19 protein-coding genes are annotated in these 19,297 nt (G+C 64.3%); 8 read left to right on the top strand and 11 right to left on the bottom strand.

What is annotated here, in order from left to right; all coding sequences use genetic code 11:
• Position 1: 1 nt before the first annotated feature.
• The 5 genes from ACREBX_RS17665 (at position 2) to ACREBX_RS17685 (ending at position 3,960) form a co-directional block, all read left to right on the top strand.
• Positions 2-346 (top strand): DUF3088 domain-containing protein, encoded by a 345-nt coding sequence (locus ACREBX_RS17665; RefSeq protein WP_431563048.1) that lies wholly within the window; start codon positions 2-4, stop codon positions 344-346.
• Positions 343-648 (top strand): hypothetical protein, encoded by a 306-nt coding sequence (locus ACREBX_RS17670; protein WP_431563049.1) that lies wholly within the window; start codon positions 343-345, stop codon positions 646-648. Before ACREBX_RS17665 ends, ACREBX_RS17670 begins: the two co-directional genes overlap by 4 nt.
• The gene (locus ACREBX_RS17675; RefSeq protein WP_431563050.1) at positions 645-2,486 is read left to right on the top strand and encodes an acetyl/propionyl/methylcrotonyl-CoA carboxylase subunit alpha; all 1,842 of its coding nucleotides are present in this window, start codon (positions 645-647) and stop codon (positions 2,484-2,486) included. Before ACREBX_RS17670 ends, ACREBX_RS17675 begins: the two co-directional genes overlap by 4 nt.
• 170 nt (positions 2,487-2,656) lie before the next feature.
• Positions 2,657-3,109: a MaoC family dehydratase gene (locus ACREBX_RS17680; RefSeq protein ID WP_431563051.1), complete on the top strand. Its 453-nt coding sequence runs from the start codon at positions 2,657-2,659 to the stop codon at positions 3,107-3,109.
• Positions 3,109-3,960, top strand: coding sequence for an HpcH/HpaI aldolase/citrate lyase family protein (locus tag ACREBX_RS17685; protein ID WP_431563052.1), 852 nt, complete (start codon positions 3,109-3,111; stop codon positions 3,958-3,960). The genes ACREBX_RS17680 and ACREBX_RS17685 overlap by 1 nt, the downstream gene beginning before the upstream one ends.
• Here the strand turns inward: ACREBX_RS17685 and ACREBX_RS17690 are convergent, their stop codons facing one another.
• The 6 genes from ACREBX_RS17690 to hisI all read right to left on the bottom strand — a co-directional run bounded on the left by ACREBX_RS17690 (position 3,961) and on the right by hisI (position 9,858).
• Positions 3,961-4,995 (bottom strand): TIR domain-containing protein, encoded by a 1,035-nt coding sequence (locus ACREBX_RS17690; protein WP_431563053.1) that lies wholly within the window; start codon positions 4,993-4,995, stop codon positions 3,961-3,963.
• A gap of 44 nt (positions 4,996-5,039) precedes the next feature.
• Entirely contained in the window at positions 5,040-6,539 is a 1,500-nt protein-coding gene (locus tag ACREBX_RS17695) for a phospholipase D-like domain-containing protein (protein ID WP_431563054.1), read from the bottom strand.
• Positions 6,540-6,584: 45 nt separating this feature from the next.
• Positions 6,585-8,387 carry an acyl-CoA dehydrogenase C-terminal domain-containing protein gene (locus ACREBX_RS17700; protein ID WP_431563055.1) on the bottom strand — a complete coding sequence of 601 codons (1,803 nt, stop codon included), beginning with the start codon at positions 8,385-8,387 and terminating at the stop codon, positions 6,585-6,587.
• A gap of 78 nt (positions 8,388-8,465) precedes the next feature.
• Entirely contained in the window at positions 8,466-8,885 is a 420-nt protein-coding gene (locus tag ACREBX_RS17705) for a MerR family transcriptional regulator (protein WP_431563056.1), read from the bottom strand.
• A 51-nt stretch (positions 8,886-8,936) separates the two neighbouring features.
• Positions 8,937-9,491, bottom strand: coding sequence for a hypothetical protein (locus tag ACREBX_RS17710; RefSeq protein WP_431563057.1), 555 nt, complete (start codon positions 9,489-9,491; stop codon positions 8,937-8,939).
• Positions 9,478-9,858, bottom strand: a complete 381-nt coding sequence (hisI, locus tag ACREBX_RS17715; protein WP_431563058.1) for a phosphoribosyl-AMP cyclohydrolase — start codon at positions 9,856-9,858, stop codon at positions 9,478-9,480. The genes ACREBX_RS17710 and hisI overlap by 14 nt, the downstream gene beginning before the upstream one ends.
• A gap of 144 nt (positions 9,859-10,002) precedes the next feature.
• Between hisI and purF the strand changes: the two genes are divergently transcribed.
• The 3 genes from purF to ACREBX_RS17730 are packed head-to-tail and all read left to right on the top strand — an operon-like array spanning position 10,003 to position 12,646.
• On the top strand, positions 10,003-11,460 hold the full coding sequence (gene purF, locus ACREBX_RS17720; protein ID WP_431563059.1) for an amidophosphoribosyltransferase: 1,458 nt from the start codon (positions 10,003-10,005) through the stop codon (positions 11,458-11,460).
• 4 nt (positions 11,461-11,464) lie between these two features.
• The gene (locus ACREBX_RS17725) at positions 11,465-12,199 is read left to right on the top strand and encodes an SDR family NAD(P)-dependent oxidoreductase (RefSeq protein WP_431563060.1); all 735 of its coding nucleotides are present in this window, start codon (positions 11,465-11,467) and stop codon (positions 12,197-12,199) included.
• 60 nt (positions 12,200-12,259) lie between these two features.
• Positions 12,260-12,646: a hypothetical protein gene (locus ACREBX_RS17730; protein ID WP_431563061.1), complete on the top strand. Its 387-nt coding sequence runs from the start codon at positions 12,260-12,262 to the stop codon at positions 12,644-12,646.
• 149 nt (positions 12,647-12,795) lie between these two features.
• On the opposite strand, the gene ACREBX_RS17735 is transcribed toward ACREBX_RS17730, so the two are convergent.
• The 5 genes from ACREBX_RS17735 to ACREBX_RS17755 all read right to left on the bottom strand — a co-directional run bounded on the left by ACREBX_RS17735 (position 12,796) and on the right by ACREBX_RS17755 (position 19,235).
• Positions 12,796-13,971 carry a serine hydrolase domain-containing protein gene (locus tag ACREBX_RS17735; protein WP_431563062.1) on the bottom strand — a complete coding sequence of 392 codons (1,176 nt, stop codon included), beginning with the start codon at positions 13,969-13,971 and terminating at the stop codon, positions 12,796-12,798.
• An 18-nt stretch (positions 13,972-13,989) separates the two neighbouring features.
• Positions 13,990-15,270 (bottom strand): class I SAM-dependent methyltransferase, encoded by a 1,281-nt coding sequence (locus ACREBX_RS17740; protein ID WP_431563063.1) that lies wholly within the window; start codon positions 15,268-15,270, stop codon positions 13,990-13,992.
• A gap of 76 nt (positions 15,271-15,346) precedes the next feature.
• A complete protein-coding gene (locus ACREBX_RS17745; protein WP_431563064.1) occupies positions 15,347-16,300 on the bottom strand; it encodes a metal-dependent hydrolase in 954 nt (317 codons plus the stop codon).
• Between the two features lie 38 nt (positions 16,301-16,338).
• A complete protein-coding gene (locus tag ACREBX_RS17750; protein ID WP_056375061.1) occupies positions 16,339-17,376 on the bottom strand; it encodes a 2-oxoacid:ferredoxin oxidoreductase subunit beta in 1,038 nt (345 codons plus the stop codon).
• Positions 17,373-19,235: a 2-oxoacid:acceptor oxidoreductase subunit alpha gene (locus ACREBX_RS17755; protein ID WP_431563065.1), complete on the bottom strand. Its 1,863-nt coding sequence runs from the start codon at positions 19,233-19,235 to the stop codon at positions 17,373-17,375. The genes ACREBX_RS17750 and ACREBX_RS17755 overlap by 4 nt, the downstream gene beginning before the upstream one ends.
• Between the last annotated feature and the right edge of the window lie 62 nt (positions 19,236-19,297).

Here is a 19,297-nt window from a genome sequence, read left to right on the forward strand (position 1 = left end):
CATGAGCGACCGTCTTTATCTTCTCGATCCGCTGTTCGAAGACCCCGCGCTGCCCGGGCGAAATTTCTATTGCCGCGACTGCATTGCCATCGATGGATTGCTCGCGAACTTTCCCGAGCATGCCGCGAAGCTCGAGGTGATCCGCATCGCCTTTCCGCGCCCGCGCAATGCGGTGATCGCGGCGATCGGCGCGGCGAACCAGAATCTGCCGGTGCTGGTGCTCGCCGACGATGCACCGGCCGAGCTTGCCGACGGCGAGCATCAGGGCACGCGCTTCGTTGGCGATTTCAAACGGCTGCTGCACGCGCTGCACGTCCGGCACGGTTTTCCGGAGGCGCACCCATGATCGCGCGGCGCTGGCACGGGATCGTCCCCAAGGACAAGGCCGAAGCCTATTTCAAGCTGATGCTCGACGTCGCCATTCCCGACTATCGGTCGGTCGCCGGCAATCGCGGCGCCTGGTGCCTCCGGCGTCCCGACGGCGATGTCGTCCATTTCGAGATGCTGACCTTCTGGGACAATATCGAGGTGATCGAGGGCTTTGCCGGCACGCCCGTCGATGCCGCCAAATATTATGATTTCGACGATGCGTATCTGATCGAAAAGGAAGCGCATGTGCTGCATTTCGAAGTGAACGGAACCCTATGATCCAGTCCCTGCTTATCGCCAATCGCGGCGAAATCGCCTGCCGTATCATCCGCACCGCGCGCGAGATGGGCATAAGGACCGTTGCGGTCTATTCGGATGCCGACGCCAGGGCGCTGCATGTGCGCGAGGCCGACGAGGCGGTGCATATCGGGCCGTCGCCGGCGCGCGAGAGCTATCTGATCGGCGAGAAGATCATCGCCGCCGCAAAGGCGACCGGCGCCGAGGCGATCCATCCGGGCTACGGCTTCCTTTCCGAAAACGCCGAGTTCGCGCAGGCGGTGGCCGATGCCGGCCTCGTCTGGGTCGGGCCGAAACCGTCGTCGATCACCGCGATGGGGCTGAAGGATGCCGCCAAGAAGCTGATGGCCGATGCCGGCGTGCCGGTGACGCCCGGCTATATGGGCGAGAATCAGGACCCCGCCTTCCTTGCCGAACGGGCGGCCGAGATCGGCTATCCGGTGCTCATCAAGGCGGTCGCGGGCGGGGGCGGCAAGGGAATGCGCAAGGTCGATGCGGCGGCGGACTTCATCGACGCGCTCGCCTCGTGCCAGCGCGAGGCGGCGGCTTCGTTCGGCAACGACCATGTGCTGATCGAGAAATATATCCTGACCCCGCGTCATATCGAGGTGCAGGTGTTCGGCGATACGCACGGCAATGTCGTCCACCTGTTCGAACGCGACTGTTCGTTGCAGCGCCGTCACCAGAAAGTGATCGAGGAAGCCCCCGCGCCCGGCATGGACGAAGCCACGCGCGCCGACCTCTGCGCCGCCGCGGTGCGCGCGGCGAAAGCGGTCGACTATGTCGGCGCCGGGACGATCGAGTTCATCGCCGACGCCAGCGAGGGCCTGCGCGCCGACCGCATCTGGTTCATGGAAATGAACACACGCCTGCAGGTCGAGCATCCGGTGACCGAGGAAATCACCGGCGTCGACCTGGTCGAATGGCAGCTCCGGGTCGCTAGCGGAGAGCCGATCCCGCTCGCGCAGGACGAGCTTGCGATCACCGGCTGGGCGATGGAAGCGCGGCTTTATGCCGAGGACCCGACGAAGGGCTTCCTGCCCTCGATCGGCACGCTCGAACTCTTCCAGCTCCCCGAGCACATCGGCCGCGTCGACACCGGCGTCTACGAGGGCGCCGAGGTCTCGCCCTTCTACGACCCGATGATCGCCAAGGTCATCGCCTGGGGCGAGGACCGCGAGGAAGCACGCGAATTGTTGTCGGAGATGCTGGAGGACAGCGCGATCTGGCCGGTGAAGACCAATTCGGCGTTCCTGATCAATGCGCTGGGTCATCCCGATTTCGTCGCGGGCACCGTCGATACCGGACTGATCGGCCGCGACGGCGATGCGATGACCGAAGAACCGGTGCCGACGAGCCAGGCGCTGACCAACGCCGCGATGGCGATGGTGCCGCGGTCGCTGCAATCGGGGTTCCGATTGAACGCACCCGATGTGCGCTCAGCGCCTTTCCTGCTCGACGGCAAGCGCGTCGAGATCGAATTGCACGGTCCGGGCGCCGAAGAGCCCTCCCCCGCCATGCTCGTTGCCGAAGGCGGTTCGGTCTGGCAGTTGACGCCGTGGCGGACCGAAGGCAGTGCCGCCGGTGCGGCAGGCGACGGCGCGATCCTGTCGCCGATGCCCGGCAAGGTCATCGCGGTCGAGGTCGCCGCGGGCGACAAGGTGACCAAGGGACAGAAATTGCTGACGCTCGAAGCGATGAAGATGGAGCATAGCCTGACGGCGCCGTTCGACGGGGTCGTTGCCGAACTCAACGCGGCCACAGGCGCACAGGTTCAGGTCGAGGCATTGCTCGTGCGGATCGAGGCGGCCGCGGAATAGCCATCCTTCTCCCGGCGGGAGAAGGATATGGAGCCTTGCCGCTTCAGCGGCTAGGCGGAGTTGGATGAGGGGTTGCGAGCTATCGTGGGGGCGGAACCCCTCACCCAGCTACAACTAGCCAGCAAGTTGGCAAGTTTTCGCATCCCTCTCCCTATGGGAGAGGAAATTATATGGCTGGCAAATATTTCGACGAATGGGCGATCGGCGAGACGCTGACGCATGACATTCGCCGCACCGTCACCGAAACGGACAATCTGCTCTTCACCGTGATGACGCACAATCCGCAGCCACTGCATCTCGACATCGAAGCAGCAAAGGCGTCCGAGTTCGGCCAGATTCTCGTCAACGGCACCTTCACCTTCAGCCTGATGGTCGGGCTTTCGGTCGGCGACACGACGCTGGGGACGCTGGTCGCGAACCTCGGCTATGACAAGCTGGTGATGCCCAAGCCGGTGTTCATCGGTGATACGCTGCGCGCCGAAAGCGAAGTCATTGCCCTGAAGGAGTCGAAATCGCGGCCGAATGCCGGGATCGTCACCTTCCTCCACCGCGCAATCAACCAGCGCGATGAACTTGTCTGCCAGTGCGAGCGTTCTGCTCTTGTCCAGCGGAAGGCCAGCTAATGCGACTTCGTTCCCTCCTCTTCGTTCCCGGCGACCGCCCCGAGCGCTTTGCCAAGGCGGCGGCGTCGGGCGCCGACGCGATCATCCTCGACCTTGAGGATTCGGTGTCGCTCGCCAACAAGGATGCGGCGCGCCACGCGATCGCCGAATATCTGGCGGGGACGCGCGAAGTCGTGACGCTGGTTCGCGTCAATCCGCTCGACGGGCATCTAACCGCCGCCGATGTTTCCGCGATCGCCGCGGCGCGGCCCGACGCGATCATGCTGCCCAAGGCCGAAGGCGCGCCGAGCATCGCGCAGCTCGACACGATCCTGCGCAGCGAAGCCGCGCGCGATGCGTCGCTGCCGCCGATCCTGCCGATCGCCACCGAAACCGCCGCGGCGATCTTCACGCTCGGCAGCTACCGCGAGGCGAAGGATCGCCTGCTCGGGCTGACCTGGGGCGCCGAAGATCTGCCCGCTGCGATTGGCGCTACGACGAGCCGCGAAGCCGATGGCCGCTATACCTCGCCCTATGAGGTTGCCCGCGCGATGACGCTGTTCGCGGCGCATGCGGCGGGCGCCGCCGCAATCGATACGGTATTTCCGGCGATCAAGGACGAGACGGGCCTCGCCGCCTATGCCGCCCGCGCGCGGCGCGACGGCTTTACCGGCATGATGGCGATCCATCCGTCGCAGGTCGAACCGATCAACGCCGCCTTCACACCGTCGGCAGATGAAGCCGCGCGCGCGCAGGCGATCGTCGATGCCTTCGCCGCCAATCCCGGTGCGGGCGTGTTGCAGGTCGATGGCAAGATGGTCGACGCGCCGCACCTCAAGCAGGCGAAGCACATCCTTTCGCTGGCGGACTGATCAACTGCAGGCGGGGCCGCGCAGCCAGCGCTGCGTTTCATGGCTGCGGAAGCGGACCATGCCCTGGCTCGATTGCATGGTGACGAGATTGTCGAACTCCATGCTGGTGCGCGTGTAGGTGCCCCGCATCGTTATCTGCAAATTGGCATTCGGGTCGTCCCCCGCGGGCTTGCAGTTAAGGTAGCCGCTGATCCGGCCGCCGTTCATCTTGAAGGCGCCGATCGTGCATTTTGCCTCATGGTCGGGGTCGAACAGGAGCACGTCAGGCTTCGCGGCGACCTTGGGCGCGATGCAGTCTTCGGGATCGGGGTCGGTTTCCAGCACTTGTTTGAACTGCGCGACGAATTCGGGCGCCATTTCGGGGAAGAGGATTTCGACGACTTCACGCTTGCTCGTCCAGATGCCGGGCTCGATCGGATTGTCAGCGACCGCGGCGCCCGGATCGCCCGCCGCCGGTGTACGGCTTTGCCACCAGATGCCGCCGCCGATCAGGCCGGCCAGCGCAACACCCGCTGCAATCAGCATCCATAGCCGCTTGCGGCGCGGCGCGGGGGCGGCCGACATTTGCCGCGCGGTCGTACCGGGCGACATTGCGGGCGCGGCGCCCGAGTTCATCGCGCTGACGATCCGGTCGACCGCCTGCTCCTCGCCCGCGAACCAGTCGATCCACTGGTAGTCCTTGAGCCAGTAAGCGAGGCCCTGCGCGCGCACATCCTCCAGTCGAACCGGCAGGATGATCTTGTTGCTGTCCTCACCCAGCATCAGTTCGCGCTTCACGTGGCGCGACTGGTCCGATTGCGGGCAAAAGAGCAGCACGATCGCGTCCGAACGGTCGATCTGGTCGACGATCGACTGGTCGAAGGCGGTGCCCGCCGCAATATCGTCGGGCGCGAGCCAGCCGTCGATCCCGCACGCCGCGAGCAGGCGTTTCAATCGCCGGGCGGTCTCAACCTGCGAGCTGTGATGGCTGATGAAAGCGGAAAGCCGCTTTGGCGTGATCGGCGGTGGTCCGGCGTCGGTCATTGCGGCCATCATATGAGCATGCCCCACGACCGCAAGTGACTATGCGCACAGGGCAATCAGGATGTTTTGCGCCGAAATGGCCGGTGGTGCTTCATCCAGTTGCGGCCGCGATGCCAGCTTTTCCTGAGGCCGCGTTCGGCGAAGCTTTCGAACATCGCATCGGGGCTGGTCGGATCGAGGACCTCATTATCGGCGATGAACTCGTCGAAGGGCCCAGGGGGCACGAGGTCGAGCAGTTCGAGCGACCGGCCCTTGCCGCGCAGTGCCTCGATCGTGTCGATCAGCGATCCGGTGCGCTTGAATGTCGCCGCGACCTCTTCCTCCGGCACGTCGAGATGTTCGGCGATCAGCGACGTGCGCAGGCGCGCGATCGCGGGTTCGACGCCTTCGTTCGCGGGCAGCGCGGTGTCGATCGTCACGTCGCATTCGCTGTCGAGCCCCATCGAACGGTTGTTCATATTCGCCGAGCCGACGCGGATCATGCGGTCGTCGACGATTGCGGTCTTCGCATGGACATAGATCGGCTCGCCGCGCTTCGTGCACGGGAAATAGACGCGAAGACGGTCGCCGTGCTTCGCCTTCGCAATCTCGCGCACCAGTTGCACGCGCGCAGCATCCATCGCCATCTGTTCGAGCCAGCCGTCGGCGGTCTTTGGCATCACCATCACGAATTCGGGCGGATCGTCCTCGTTCAGCCGCTCGGCGATCGCGGCGGCGATCTTGCCGCAGGTGAAATATTGATTTTCGAAATAGATGAAGCGTGTCGCAGCAGCGATCATGTCGAGATAGAGCTGCTCGATCTCGCGGATTTCCTCGACATCATCAAATTCGGCGCGGGTGCGCGAGATGGCGACGTCGACGCCTTCGAAATCGGGTTCGAGGTCATCCGGCCAATTTTCACCCTCGCCTTTCAGATCACGCAGCGGCTTTTTGGTCGCGCGCTGCCAACGCTCGTTGCCGAGGTCGGCGAGCGCGTTGCCGACGGGTCCAGCGAGGATCATCGTCGAATCGTGCCATGGCATATAGGCTTTGCCATCGGGTGCGGTGCGGCGCGGGTCGCTATCCTTGTGATCGCGCGTGTCCCAGCGCCGCGATCCGACGTCGATCCCGCCGCACACGGCGAGATGATCGTCGAACACCGCGACTTTCTGGTGATGACTGCATCCGACCGGATGCGCGCTGTCGAGGCGGAAGCTGATCGCGCGCGTCAGCTTCCAGCGCGCGACCATCGACAGGATGCGCGGCATCGCAAATTGTTTCAGCCCGCCGAAATTCCAGCGTAATATGTCGATGTCGCGATCGGGTTTTTCCTTTGCGAGCCGCAGCAGATAATTGCCAAGCGGTTCACCCTTGCCCTTCTTGTCGGGCTTGAGCGCGATGCGCGGGTCGAAATCCCAGCCAATGAGCAGGATGCGCTCTTTCGCTTCGGCCATCAGCCGTTCGAGCAGCGCATAATAGTCGGCGGCATCGACGATCATCCGCGCCTTGTCGGCGCGTTCGATGCGCCAGCAATTGCGCCCTTCGACGACGATCGGTTTGAGGTCCCCGTTGCTCATCGCCGCCGACACGCATGGCGGCGGCGATGGTTGCAAAGGCGCGGATCAGGCGGCGACGAACTGCTCGGGCGTCAATGCCATCATCGCCTCGCTGCCCGCCTCGATCTTGCGGCGGAGCGATCCCGCGTCGGGCAGGAAACGCTCGCCGAAATAGCGTGCGGTGACGAGCTTGGCTTCGAGAAACGCCTTGTTGCCGCGCCCTTCGGCTAGCGCCTTTTGTGCCGCTTCGGCCATCATCAGCCACATCGAGCCCAGCGCGACGATCCCCAGGATATGCATATAATGATGCGCGCCGGCGCCGATATTGTTCGGGTTCGCCATGCCGTTCTGCATGAACCACATCGTGGCGGCCTTGAGCTCGCCATTCGCCTTTTCGAGGCGCGTCGCGAAGTCGGCAAGCGCTTCATCGCTCTTGGCACGGCCGCATTCCTCGTCGACGATCGCGAAGAACGCCTGGATCGCGCGTCCGCCGTTCTGCGCGAGCTTGCGGCCGACGAGGTCCATCGCCTGCACGCCGTTCGCGCCTTCGTAGATCATCGTGATGCGCGCATCGCGGACGTATTGCGACATGCCCTGTTCTTCGATGTAGCCGTGGCCGCCGAAGACCTGTTGCGCGTTGGTCGCGACCTCATAGCCCTTGTCGGTGCCAAAGCCCTTGATCACCGGCGTCAGCAGGCTGACGAGATCGTCGGCGCGCTGGCGCTCTTCCTCGGTCTCGGCAACATGCGCAAGGTCGACCTGCAGCGCGCCCCAGGTGCAGAGCGCGCGCAGCCCTTCGACCGTCGCCTTGCCGTCCATCAGCATACGGCGCACGTCGGGATGCACGAACAGCGGATCGGCCTTTTCCTGCGGATCCTTGGGGCCAGTCAGTGCGCGGCCCTGACGGCGGTCCTGCGCATATTGGACCGCGTTCTGATACGCGACGTCGGCCTGGCCGAGGCCCTGGATGCCGACGCCGAGGCGCGCGGCGTTCATCATCACGAACATCGCGGCGAGGCCCTTATTCTCCTCGCCGACCATCCAGCCTTTTGCGCCTTCATAGTTCATCACGCAGGTCGAGTTGGCGTGAATGCCCATCTTGTGCTCGATCGACCCGCACGAGAGCGTATTGCGCTCGCCGAGCGAGCCATCTTCATTGACGAGGAACTTCGGCACGATGAACAGCGAGATGCCCTTGACGCTGTCGGGCGCATCGGGGGTCTTCGCGAGGACGAGGTGGATGATATTGTCGGTGAGGTCATGCTCGCCCGACGAGATGAAGATTTTCGTGCCCGTAACCGCATAGCTGCCGTCGTCGTTCGGCACCGCGCGGGTGCGGATCATGCCGAGGTCGGTGCCGCTATGCGGTTCGGTCAGGTTCATCGTCCCGCCCCATTCGCCCGAAATCATCCGGGGGACATAAGTCGCCTTCTGTTCGTCCGAGCCCTTGACGAGGATCGCCGCGGTCGCGCCCTGCGTCAGCCCCGGATACATGGCGAATGCCTGGTTGGCGGCGTTGCGATATTCCTCGACCGGAAAACCGATGACGTGCGGGAGGCCCTGACCGCCGAATTCCTCGGGCGCCGTCAACAAACCCCAGCCGGCTTCGGAATAGGCTTTATACGCTTCCTTGAAGCCCTTTGGCGTGGTCACCGATCCATCGTCGTGACGCGTGCAGCCCTCGAGGTCGCCCGACTGGTTGATCGGGAACAGCACTTCCTCGCAGAATTTGCCCGCCTCGGTCAGCACGGCCTCGATCATGTCGGGGCTCGCGTTCGCGAAACCGGGAAGATTCGAATAGCGCTCGATCCCGAGCACGTCGTTGAGAAGAAAGAGGGTGTCCTGCACGGGAGCGCGATAGACGGGCATGGGGAATCCTTCTGAAAAGCAGCTAACGATGTCAAACTTGCCTGGGGAGAGGCAGAGGGGCATTAACCGGGCGGCTGACTAGCCGGCGTCGACTTTCTTCACCATGTCGATGAACCGTGACAGCTCATCTACAGCGCTGTCAATATCGTCGCGCTGGCGTTGCAGCAAGCCGATGCGCTGCTCGCATTTCTCGATCGTGACCTGGCGTTGCGTCTTGCGGCCGTCGCCGACGTCGTAAAGGTCGATCATCTCGCGAATGTCGGCGAGGCTGAAGCCCGTGCGCTTGGCGCGCAGAATCCATGCCAGCCGCGCGCGGTCGCGTTTCGAATAGATGCGCGACAATCCCTTGCGCGACGGGCTGATCAGCCCTTCATCCTCATAGAAACGCAGCGCACGGGCGGTGACCCCGAACTCGGTCGACAAGTCGGTGATGCTGAATTGTTCGCGCCCCAGATGGTCGGGCGTATCGATATGGGCGTGGCCATATTGTTCGGTCATGCCGATGAAACTAGTTTCCGTTGACGTGAACGTCAAGACCGGCAGAGCGGGTCATTTCGGGGCAGGTCGGCCCCCGCACGGACGGCGCATATTGCCGTCTCGATCGGCGATCCGCAAGCCCCCCGCATCGGCGGCCGACCAGCTCGCACGCGGCAGGCGGAGCCCCGCGAGCGAGGCGCGGCCGGGGCACAGGCGGCTGCATTGCGGCGGCAGCTTTCCGGGCAAGCGGAGCTCGTCCTCTTCTTCGTGCACAAATGCTTCGCAGCCATCGGTCCCGGCGAAGCGCATCCGCCAGCCGCGGCCCTCGCGCGTCATCGTTCCGGAAGCCGTGCAGGAGACGCTGGGGCCGAAGGCCGCGGTGACGGCGAAGCGCCATTTTCCGGCGCCATCGGGCACGACGCACATCGCATCGCGGCCGAGGTCGTGCGCGCGCTCGAACACGCCGACCGGCGTGGCGGCTTCGGGATGGACGACGCCGCGCTGGCGGGCAGCCACTTCGAGCGGATTGCTGGTGTCGATCCCCGTCGTGCGCTCGGCCGGCGCGGGCCGCCCGCATCCCGCGAGCAACAGCGCCGCGAGGGCAAGTGCGATGCTAGCCCTGCGCATCGTCCGCCAGGAACGTCAGACCGCCACCGGCCTCGACACGGCGATAAAAACACGAGCGACGCCCGGTGTGGCACGCGGGACCCGTGGGTTTCACGCGGAGCAGCAGCGCGTCCTGATCGCAATCGACGCGCATTTCGACCAGCGTCAGGCCGTTGCCCGACGTCTCGCCCTTTCGCCACAACGCCTGCCGCGACCGCGACCAGAAATGCGCCTGCCCCGTCGCGCGAGTCTGCTCGATCGCCTCGGCGTTCATATGCGCGACCATCAGCAATATGTGGCTGTCGGCGTCGGTGACGATCGCCGTCACCAGTCCGGCAGCGTCGAAACGCGGAGAAAATCGGTCGGTCGTGTCGCGCTGATCATCCATAAACCGGGCTTTAGAGCAGGATATGAACCGCTGTCACCCCGTCCGTCGCGGCCCATATGACAAATCCGTGATTATGGGGGGCGACATTTGCGATTGCCGTCCCTATATGCGCCCCAGTCACTGCCCCCCTGCCCCTGGAATGACATGCTGACGACCCACCCTTTTGATGACGACAAGCTCCGCGAGGAGTGCGGCGTATTTGGTATTCATGGCGCGGATAGCGCCGCCGCGGTAGTCGCGCTGGGGCTTCATGCCTTGCAGCACCGTGGACAGGAAGCCGCGGGCATCACTGCCTTCGACGGCAAGGAGTTCCATACGCATCGCGCGATGGGCCATGTTGCGGGTAATTTCGACCGCGACGAAATCATGCGCCAGCTTCAGGGCGGATCGGCGATCGGCCATGTTCGCTATTCGACGACGGGCGAGACCGCACTGCGCAACGTCCAGCCCTTGTTCGCCGACCTGTCGACGGGCGGCTTCGCGGTCGCGCACAACGGCAATATTTCCAACGCGGCAGCGCTGAAGAAGGTGCTCGTCCGCCGCGGTTCGATCTTTCAGTCGACCAGCGATACCGAAGTGATCATCCACCTCGTTGCGACCTCCAGCTATCGCTCGCTGATCGACCGTTTCATCGACGCGCTGAAACAGGTCGAGGGCGCCTATTCGCTGGTCTGCCTAACCGCCGAAGGCATGATCGGATGCCGCGATCCGCTCGGCATTCGCCCGCTCGTCATCGGCAAGCTCGGCGACGCGCACATCCTCGCGTCCGAAACCGTGGCGCTCGACGTGGTCGGCGCCGAATTCGTGCGCTCGGTCGAGCCGGGCGAGCTCGTCATCATTCGTGAAGGCCAGTTGACCTCGCACCGCCCCTTCGCTTCGCAGTCGGCGCGCCCGTGCATCTTCGAATATGTCTATTTCTCGCGCCCCGATTCGATCGTCGACGGGACAAGCGTCTATTCGGTACGCAAGGCAATCGGCGCCGAACTCGCGCGCGAAAATCCGGTCGATGCCGACCTCGTCATCCCCGTCCCCGATTCGGGCACACCCGCGGCGATCGGTTATGCGCAGGAATCGGGCATCCCGTTCGAACTCGGCATCATCCGCTCGCATTATGTCGGGCGCACCTTCATCCAGCCGGGCGACAAGGTCCGGCATCTCGGCGTCAAGCTGAAGCACAATGCCAATCGGGCGCTGATCGCGGGCAAACGGATTGTGTTGATCGACGATTCGATCGTGCGCGGCACGACCAGCCTGAAGATCGTGCAGATGATGCGCGATGCCGGCGCGACCGAGGTGCATATGCGCATCGCGAGCCCGCCGACGCAGCACAGCTGCTTCTATGGCGTCGACACGCCCGAACGCGCCAAATTGCTCGCGGCGCAGATGAGCGTCGGCCAGATGGCGAATTTCATCAACGCCGACAGCCTGTCCTTCGTCTCGATCGACGGCCTCTATCGCGCGCTGGGCGAAGCAAAGCGCAGCGACGATGCGCCGCAATATTGCGACGCCTGCTTTACCGGCGACTATCCGACCACGCTGACCGATTTCGACGAGCATGGGTTGGAAGACCAATTTTCGCTGCTTGCCGAACGGGTTGTCTGACACAATGACTACAAGGTCTGAAGAACTGACGGGCCAGGTCGCGCTCGTCACCGGGGCAAGCCGCGGCATCGGCGAAGCGATCGCCGAAGCGCTCGCCGCGCGCGGCGCGCATGTCGTGATCACCGCGCGCACCGCGGGCGGGCTCGAGGAACTCGAAGACCGCATCCACGAAGCCGGCGGCAGCGCGACGATTGCGCCGCTCGACCTGACCGACGGCGACAGCATCGCCCGCCTCGCGAGCGCGATCGCCGAACGCTGGCAGCATCTCGACATGCTCGTGCTCAACGCCGCGATGCTTGGGACGCTGACCCCCGTGGCGGCGATCGACGGCAAGGAATTCAACAAGCTGCTGACGCTGAACCTGATCGCGCAGCAGGCGCTGATCGCCAATTTCGACCCGCTGCTGCGCCGCGCCGCCAACGGCCGGCTGATCGCGCTGTCGAGCAGCGTTGCGCGCGAGCCGCGCGCCTATTGGGGCGCCTATGCCGCGTCGAAGGCGGCATTCGAGACGCTGGTGACGAGCTATGGCGCCGAAATGCGCAATATCTCGACCGTGCGCACCGCGATTCTCGACCCCGGCGGCACGCGGACGCAACTGCGCGCGCGCGCTTATCCCGGCGAAGATCCGCAAAGCATCAAGGATCCTGCCGCGGTCGGCGAATTTGTCGCCCAGCTGATGGCCCAAGGCTTCGACAGCACCGCCTTCCATGCACTGCCCAAGGTCATGGAAAAAGCTTAACGCCATCTTCGTTTTCCTGCGCTAAGACACCCGCATAAGAGGGTTTGCGAGGGCGCTGGAATGACCAAGGATATTTTGCGATCGGCGATTGCCGCCGTGATCGGCATCGTCGTCGCTTTCGGGCTGATCTGGTTGGCGCAATATGCCGGCAGCGAAATTTCGCCCGACGTCTATGATCCCAATAGCGGCGAAATCCTGATCCCGATCGGCTCGACGATCGCGCTGATCGTCGGCTGGTTCATCGGCACCTTTGGCGGCAGCTGGTTCGCGATGCGCATTTCGGCCGGCACCGGCGCGGGCTGGATCGTCGCCGGCGCGGTGATCGGCGCGGCGCTTTACCGCGCCGTGACGCTCGCCGATGCTTGGTGGATCATGGCGCTGGGCGTCGCCGTCCCGCTTGCCGCGGTGTGGCTGGCCCAGCGCGCCACGAGTATCGTTACTGAGTAACGCGCTTTGCCCCAACAAGCGCGGCGCCGCATAATTGGATCGTCGTCATTGCGAGGAGCGAAGCGACGTGGCAATCCAGAGTGGCGGGAACCGCCCTGGATTGCTTCGCTTCGCTCACAATGACGACAGTTTTTAGCGAACAGTTCGCTTTACCTCGCCGCCTCCTTGTCCACCGCCGCCTGCACACTCTTGTAGAACGCCTCACGCGCGGCGCCGACGCCCTCGGGATCGGTCGCGGTCGGCCAATTGCCGTTCGATGCGATGATCAGTTTCCGCTTCGGATCGATAAAGATGCCCTGACCAAAAATGCCCTGCGCGGCGAAGCTGCCGTCGTCGTTGGTCCACCATTGATAGCCATAGCCGCGCGCCGGCAGATCGATGCCCGCCTGCTTCGTCGTCGCGGCAGGCAACCAGTCGTCGGGCAGCACCTTCTTGCCCCCCGCGACCCCGCCGTTCAGGATGAACTGGCCGAAGCGTGCATAATCCTTGAGGCTCGCCGACATGCAGCAGCCGCTGATCTCATGCCCCGTCGCACCGAGCATCCACACCGCATCCTGCTCCATGCCGAACGGCTTCCAGACCTTTTCGGACAGATAGGCCGACAGCGTCTTGCCCGTCGCGCTCGATACCAGCACGCCGATCAAATTCGTCTCGCCGGTCTTGTACACCCACTTCGACCCCGCAGGCGCTTCGCGCGGCAAGGTCTTCATATAGCTTACCGTTATGTCTTCTCCGGCAACGGGCTTCTGCATGTTGAACAGCGCGACGTCGGACTTGGGATCGGTGTAATCCTCGTTCCATTTGACGCCCGAGGTCATGGTAAGCAGTTGCTTCACCGACACATCGTCATAGGCCGAGCCCTTCAGGCCGGGGATATAGACGGTAACCTTGTCGTCGAGGCTTTTGATATAGCGGTCCTTCACCGCCGCGCCGACGAGGGTCGAGGTGAAGCTCTTGGCGACCGAAAAGCTCGTCCAGCGGCCCGTGGCGCCATAGCCGAGGGCATATTTCTCGAACCGGATCTTGCCATCCTGAACGATGATCAGCCCCGCATTGCGCTGTTTCGCCATATAGGCGTCGACATCGGAACCGAGATCGATCGGCTTGCCCTGCGGCAGTGGATAGACCGTCCCGCCCGCCGCGACCTTGTTGACCACCACCTTCGGGACCGTTTCCATCGTGCGGAAGGCGGCGTCGCGTTGATCCTGGGTCCAGAACAGCACATTCAGATCCTTTGGTAATTTGTCGGTCGTCTCGGTGGGTGCGGGCGCGCTGCATCCCGCCGCCGCGGTGCACAGCAGCACCGCCGCCAAAAATCTTCGCATGCTTCTCTCCCCCTGTTTTCAGGCTGTCTTTTCGAGCGTGACTTGGGCGACGTCGATACCGCCGCCGCGAAAGCCGCCCTCGCAATATTGCAGATAATAACGCCAGAGCCGGACGAAACGCGCGTCGAACCCCGACGGCAGTTGATCGGCCGCGACCGCGGCGTCGAAGCGTTCGCGCCACTGGCGGAGCGTCTCGGCATAGTCGCCGCCGAACCGCCGCACGTCGCGCCAGACGAGGCCGCGCGCCTCGGCAAGCGCACGGAATCGGCTTTCCGACATCAGGCAGCCGCCCGGAAAGATATAAGCCTGGATGAAATCGCTGCTCGCCGCATAACGTTCGAACAGCGCGTCGTTGATCAGGATATACTGGATCGCCGCCTTGCCGCCGGGGCGCAGCAGCCGCGCGATCGCGTCGAGATAGGCGGGCCAATAGGCTTCACCCACCGCCTCGACCATCTCGACGCTGGCGATCGCGTCATAGGGGCCCTGCGCGTCGCGGTAATCGCGGATTTCGATGCGCGAGCGGCTTGACAGATCGACCGCGGCGAGCCGCGCATCGGCGATTTCGGCCTGCGCGGGCGACAAGGTGATACCGGTGTAGAGCACATCGTGGCGTTCGACCGCGCGCTCGGCGAGCGCCCCCCAGCCACAGCCGATTTCGAGCAGCCGGCTTCCCGACCTGAGGTCGAGCCGATCGAGGATCGCATCGACCTTAGCCGCTTGCGCTTCCTCCAGCGATTGCCCGGGATCGGTAAACAGCGCGCTCGAATAGTTCATGCTCGGATCGAGCCACAAGCGATAGAAATCATTGCCCAAATCATAATGGGCGTGGATGTTTCGCCTCGCGCCGCGCCGATCGTTACGATGGAGCGCGTGGACCGCCTTGTTCAGCCAGCGCCACGGACCATGCGCGCGCGCAACATTGCCTAGGCTTTCACCGTTGCGCATGAACAGGTCAAACAACGGCACCGGATCGGGCGACGACCATTCGCCGGCTTCCCACGCGCGATACCAGCCCACCGAACCCGATAGCGCCAGCCGCGCGAGCGAGGCCCAGCTGTGGAGATGAACGACCGCCACCGGCCCCTTCCCGCGGCCGCCAAGCAGGCGCACGCTGCCGTCGGGCAGATGGCTCTCGATCGTACCGACCGCAAGGCCCGCGTCGATCCGGTCGAGCATGCGGTGAAAGAGACTCGCGGGCGCCAGCGCAATCAGCCGCGCCATCCCGCCGCCCGAGCGATAGGCACGGTCGGCGCGGAGCAGTTCCTTACCGCGGCGCGGGCTGACATGCGTGTTCATTGGCACCTTCCTGCCTCAAACCGGGTCCGCTGACAATCGGTTGAAGCGCGGCGCCATGACGTCACGCCTAGCACCCTCATTCGCGATGGCTGGCGGTGTCGGGCGCGGTCAGGCGAACCTGGAACCGGTCCTGTGCGAGCGGGTGCATGAAACGCTGGTCGCGCAGCAGGATCGCATCGCCATCATTTTGCGCCACGGGCATCCGCGACCAGAAGAGGAAGGCGCGCGCCGCGGGGTCGGCCTTGACCCACGTCGCGAGGCGCGGATCGTCCATGCCCGTCGGTGCGCCGGTCAGATCGACCTCGCCGCCGACGCCCGGCACGAAGCTTGCGGTGCCGTAGCGGTCGGCCGTCCGCCAGAAAATATCGCGTTTCCAGAAGGCGAGCGGCGACGGACTCGCGACGACGAGCGCGTCCTTCTGGCCACTCGCATCGAGCGCGCGCGAGGCCATGCGCTCGGCAGCGCCGGTGACGAGGCCATTGGCGAAGATATAGGCGCAGACCGCCGTGAAGCCGATCCAGGCCGGGCGCCGCCAGTTCGCCGCTCCGCGCCGCTCGCCGCGGAGCGACAACCATACCGACACAGCGAGTGCGATCCATATCCACAGGTCGATGATGAAGATGCTGTCGCCGTAGAACCAGCGATGGCTGAACGGTTCGAGCAGGCGGATGCCGTAATTGTTGAGCCAATCGAGCGCCGGATGGCTGAAGCAGCCGATAGTGGCGAGCGCGAGCAGCCAGCCCTTGTGGACCGGGAGCCGCTCCGCCGGCCTTTTTCCGCGCCGGCCCTGCCAGTGGTCTAAGGCGAGCATCAGCGCCCACAGCACGACCGGCAGTAGCAGGAGCGCGATCGGCCCGTGGGTGATCCCGCGCCGCATCGACAGCGATTCGATACCATAGATCGCGCAGGTCGCGTCAATATCGGGCAGGTTCGCCGCGATGATCAGCGTCGGCATCGCGAGGCCGGTCTTCTTCTTGAGTCCCATCTGGCCAAGAAGCGCGCCGACGAGGCCGTGAGTGAGATTGTCCATACCGAACTATAGATCCGACGCGCAGTGCCGCGGCAAGATCAGAGTTCGGGTCCGCCCTCGGTCACCGTCCAGGTCTGGCCTTTCTTGAGCAGGCTTTGGAGGTCGGCTGTCTTGCCTTCGGCCGCCGCCTTGTTCTGGCGGACGACATCGGCCTCGAAGGTCGGGCGCGGGTCGTCATAGAGCACGCCGAGCGCCATCGGGAATTCGCCGAAACGCATTTCGACGAGCATATGCGCGACGCTGCGGTTGGTCACGTCATGGACGATCACGCCCGCCGCCTGCCAGTCGCCATCGACGACATCGACGGTCTTGAGGTGCAGCGCCTCGGCATCGAGCGCGATGCCCTTGGTGCCCTTGGCATAAATCATCGGCTCGCCCTGCTTGAGCCAGAGCTGGCGGTCTTCGGCGCCCTTGGGCGCCGCAAAATCCTCGAACACGTCTTTATTGTAGACGATACAGTTCTGGAAAATCTCGATAAAGGCGGCGCCCTTGTGCGCGTGCGCCGCCTTCAGCACGTTCGGCAATTCCTTCGACACGTCGAAGCCGCGCGCGACGAAGCGCGCGCCCGCGCCGAGCGCGAAGGCCGCGGGTTGCGCGGGGCGGTCGACCGAGCCATAGGGGGTCGACGGGCTGGTCGTGCCGACGCGGCTGGTCGGCGAATATTGCCCCTTGGTCAGACCGTAGATCTCGTTGTTGAACAGCATGATCTGACAATCGAGGTTGCGGCGGATCAGGTGCATCGTGTGGTTGCCGCCGATCGACAGGCCGTCGCCGTCGCCGGTGACGATCCACACGTCGAGGTTCGGATTGGCGAGCTTCAGCCCCGTCGCGAACGCCGGCGCGCGGCCGTGGATCGTGTGGAAGCCATAGGTTTCCATATAATAGGGGAAACGCGACGAGCAGCCGATACCGCTGATGAATACGGTGTTTTCGGGCGCGGTGCCGATTTCGGGCATCGTGCGCTGCACCGCCTTCAGGATCGCATAGTCGCCGCAACCGGGGCACCAGCGGACTTCCTGATCGGTTTCCCAATCCTTGAGTGTCGTCGTCCGCGCGATGGTCGTCATCTCGTTCACTTGAGTGCCTCCTCGATGGCGGCTTCGATTTCGGCGATGGTGAAGGGCTGGCCCGACACCTTGTTCACCGGCTTGGCATCGACCAGATACTGGTCGCGCAGCACGGTCTTGAGCTGGCCGGTGTTCATTTCGGGCACGATCACCTTGTCAAAGCTCTTCAGCAGCTCGCCAAGATTGGCGGGCAGCGGCCAGATATGGCGGATATGGACGTGGCTGACGTCCAGCCCCTCGGCACGCTTGCGGCGCACAGCCTGGTGGATCGGGCCGAAGGTCGAGCCCCAGCCGACGACCGCGAGCTTGCCGCCCTCGGCGCCGAGTTCGACGATCTGGTCGGGCACCTTGATGCCGTCGATCTTGTCCTTGCGGATGTCGGTCATCGCCTGGTGGTTGGATGCCTCATAATTGATATGGCCGGTGTCGAGTTCCTTCTCGATCCCGCCGATGCGGTGGAGCAGGCCCGGCGTGCCGGGCTTGACCCACGGACGCTTGAGCTTTTCATCGCGGCCATAAGGCTTGAACCCGCCTTCGGGCACCTCCGTCAAAAATTCGACCGGGAAGGCTTCATAGCTGGTCAGGTCGGGCACGGCCCACGGCTCGGCCGCATTGGCGATATAGCCATCGGTGAGCAGCATCACCGGGGTCATATATTGAACCGCGATGCGCACCGCCTCGATCGCGCATTCGAACGCGTCGCCGGGCGAGCGTGCGGCGATGACGGGCATCGGCGCATCGCCGTTGCGGCCATAAACCGCCTGATACAGGTCCGACTGCTCGGTTTTCGTCGGCAGCCCGGTCGAGGGGCCACCGCGCTGCGAATTGACGATGACGAGCGGCAGCTCGGTCATGATCGCGAGGCCCATCGCCTCGCCCTTCAGCGCGATGCCGGGGCCCGACGAGCTGGTAACGCCGAGCGAGCCCGCATAGCTCGCGCCGATCGCCGAACAGATGGCGGCGATTTCGTCTTCGGCCTGGAAGGTCGTGACGTCATATTCCTTGAGCCGCGACAAATGATGCAGGATCGCCGAGGCGGGCGTGATCGGATAGCCGCCGAAGAACATCGGCAGCTTCGCCAACTGCGCGCCCGCGACGAGGCCGAGCGCGATACCCTCGGCGCCGGTCAGCGTGCGGTAAAGGCCCGGCGCGACCGGCGCGGGATCGACATGATGCTGCTTGAGCGGACCTGCCAGTTCGGCGGTCTCGCCATAGGCATGGCCGGCGTTGAGCGCGGCGACGTTCGCAGCAGCAAGATTGGGATCCTTGGCGAATTTTGCGTTGAGCCAGTCGATCAGCGGCGCGCGATCACGATCGAACATCCACAGCGCGAGCCCCAGCGTCCACATATTCTTGCAGCGCAGCGCGTCCTTGGTGCCAAGCCCAAACTGCTTGACCGCCTCCACCGTCGCCTGGCTGATGTTCAGCTTGAGCAACTGCCACTTCGCGAGGCTGCCGTCGTCGAGCGGGTTCGCCTCATATTTCGCTTTGGCGAGATTGCGGTCGTTGAACTCGCCCTCGTCGGCGATGATCAGGCCGCCCGGCTTGAGTTGCGGCACGTTGGTCTTGAGCGCCGCGGGGTTCATCGCGACGAGCACGTCGGGCGCGTCGCCCGCGGTGTCGATCGCCGACGATCCGAAATTGATCTGAAACGCCGACACACCGAACAATGTGCCCTGCGGCGCGCGGATCTCGGCGGGAAAATCGGGGAAGGTCGCAAAGTCGTTGCCCGCGAGCGCGGAGGACAAGGTGAACTGACCGCCGGTCAACTGCATCCCGTCGCCGCTGTCCCCGGCAAATCGTACCACTACCGCATCCGAAAGGGGGGACTGCCGTTTGTCGGCCTGGTCCACTACCGCTGTCGCCATTTTCTCTTCTGCCTCAAATCTTGCGAACCTGTGACATCGGCCTAGGCCCGTGCGCGCCAAGC

This window comes from Sphingopyxis sp., assembly GCF_050725655.1.
Lineage (GTDB): Bacteria > Pseudomonadota > Alphaproteobacteria > Sphingomonadales > Sphingomonadaceae > Sphingopyxis.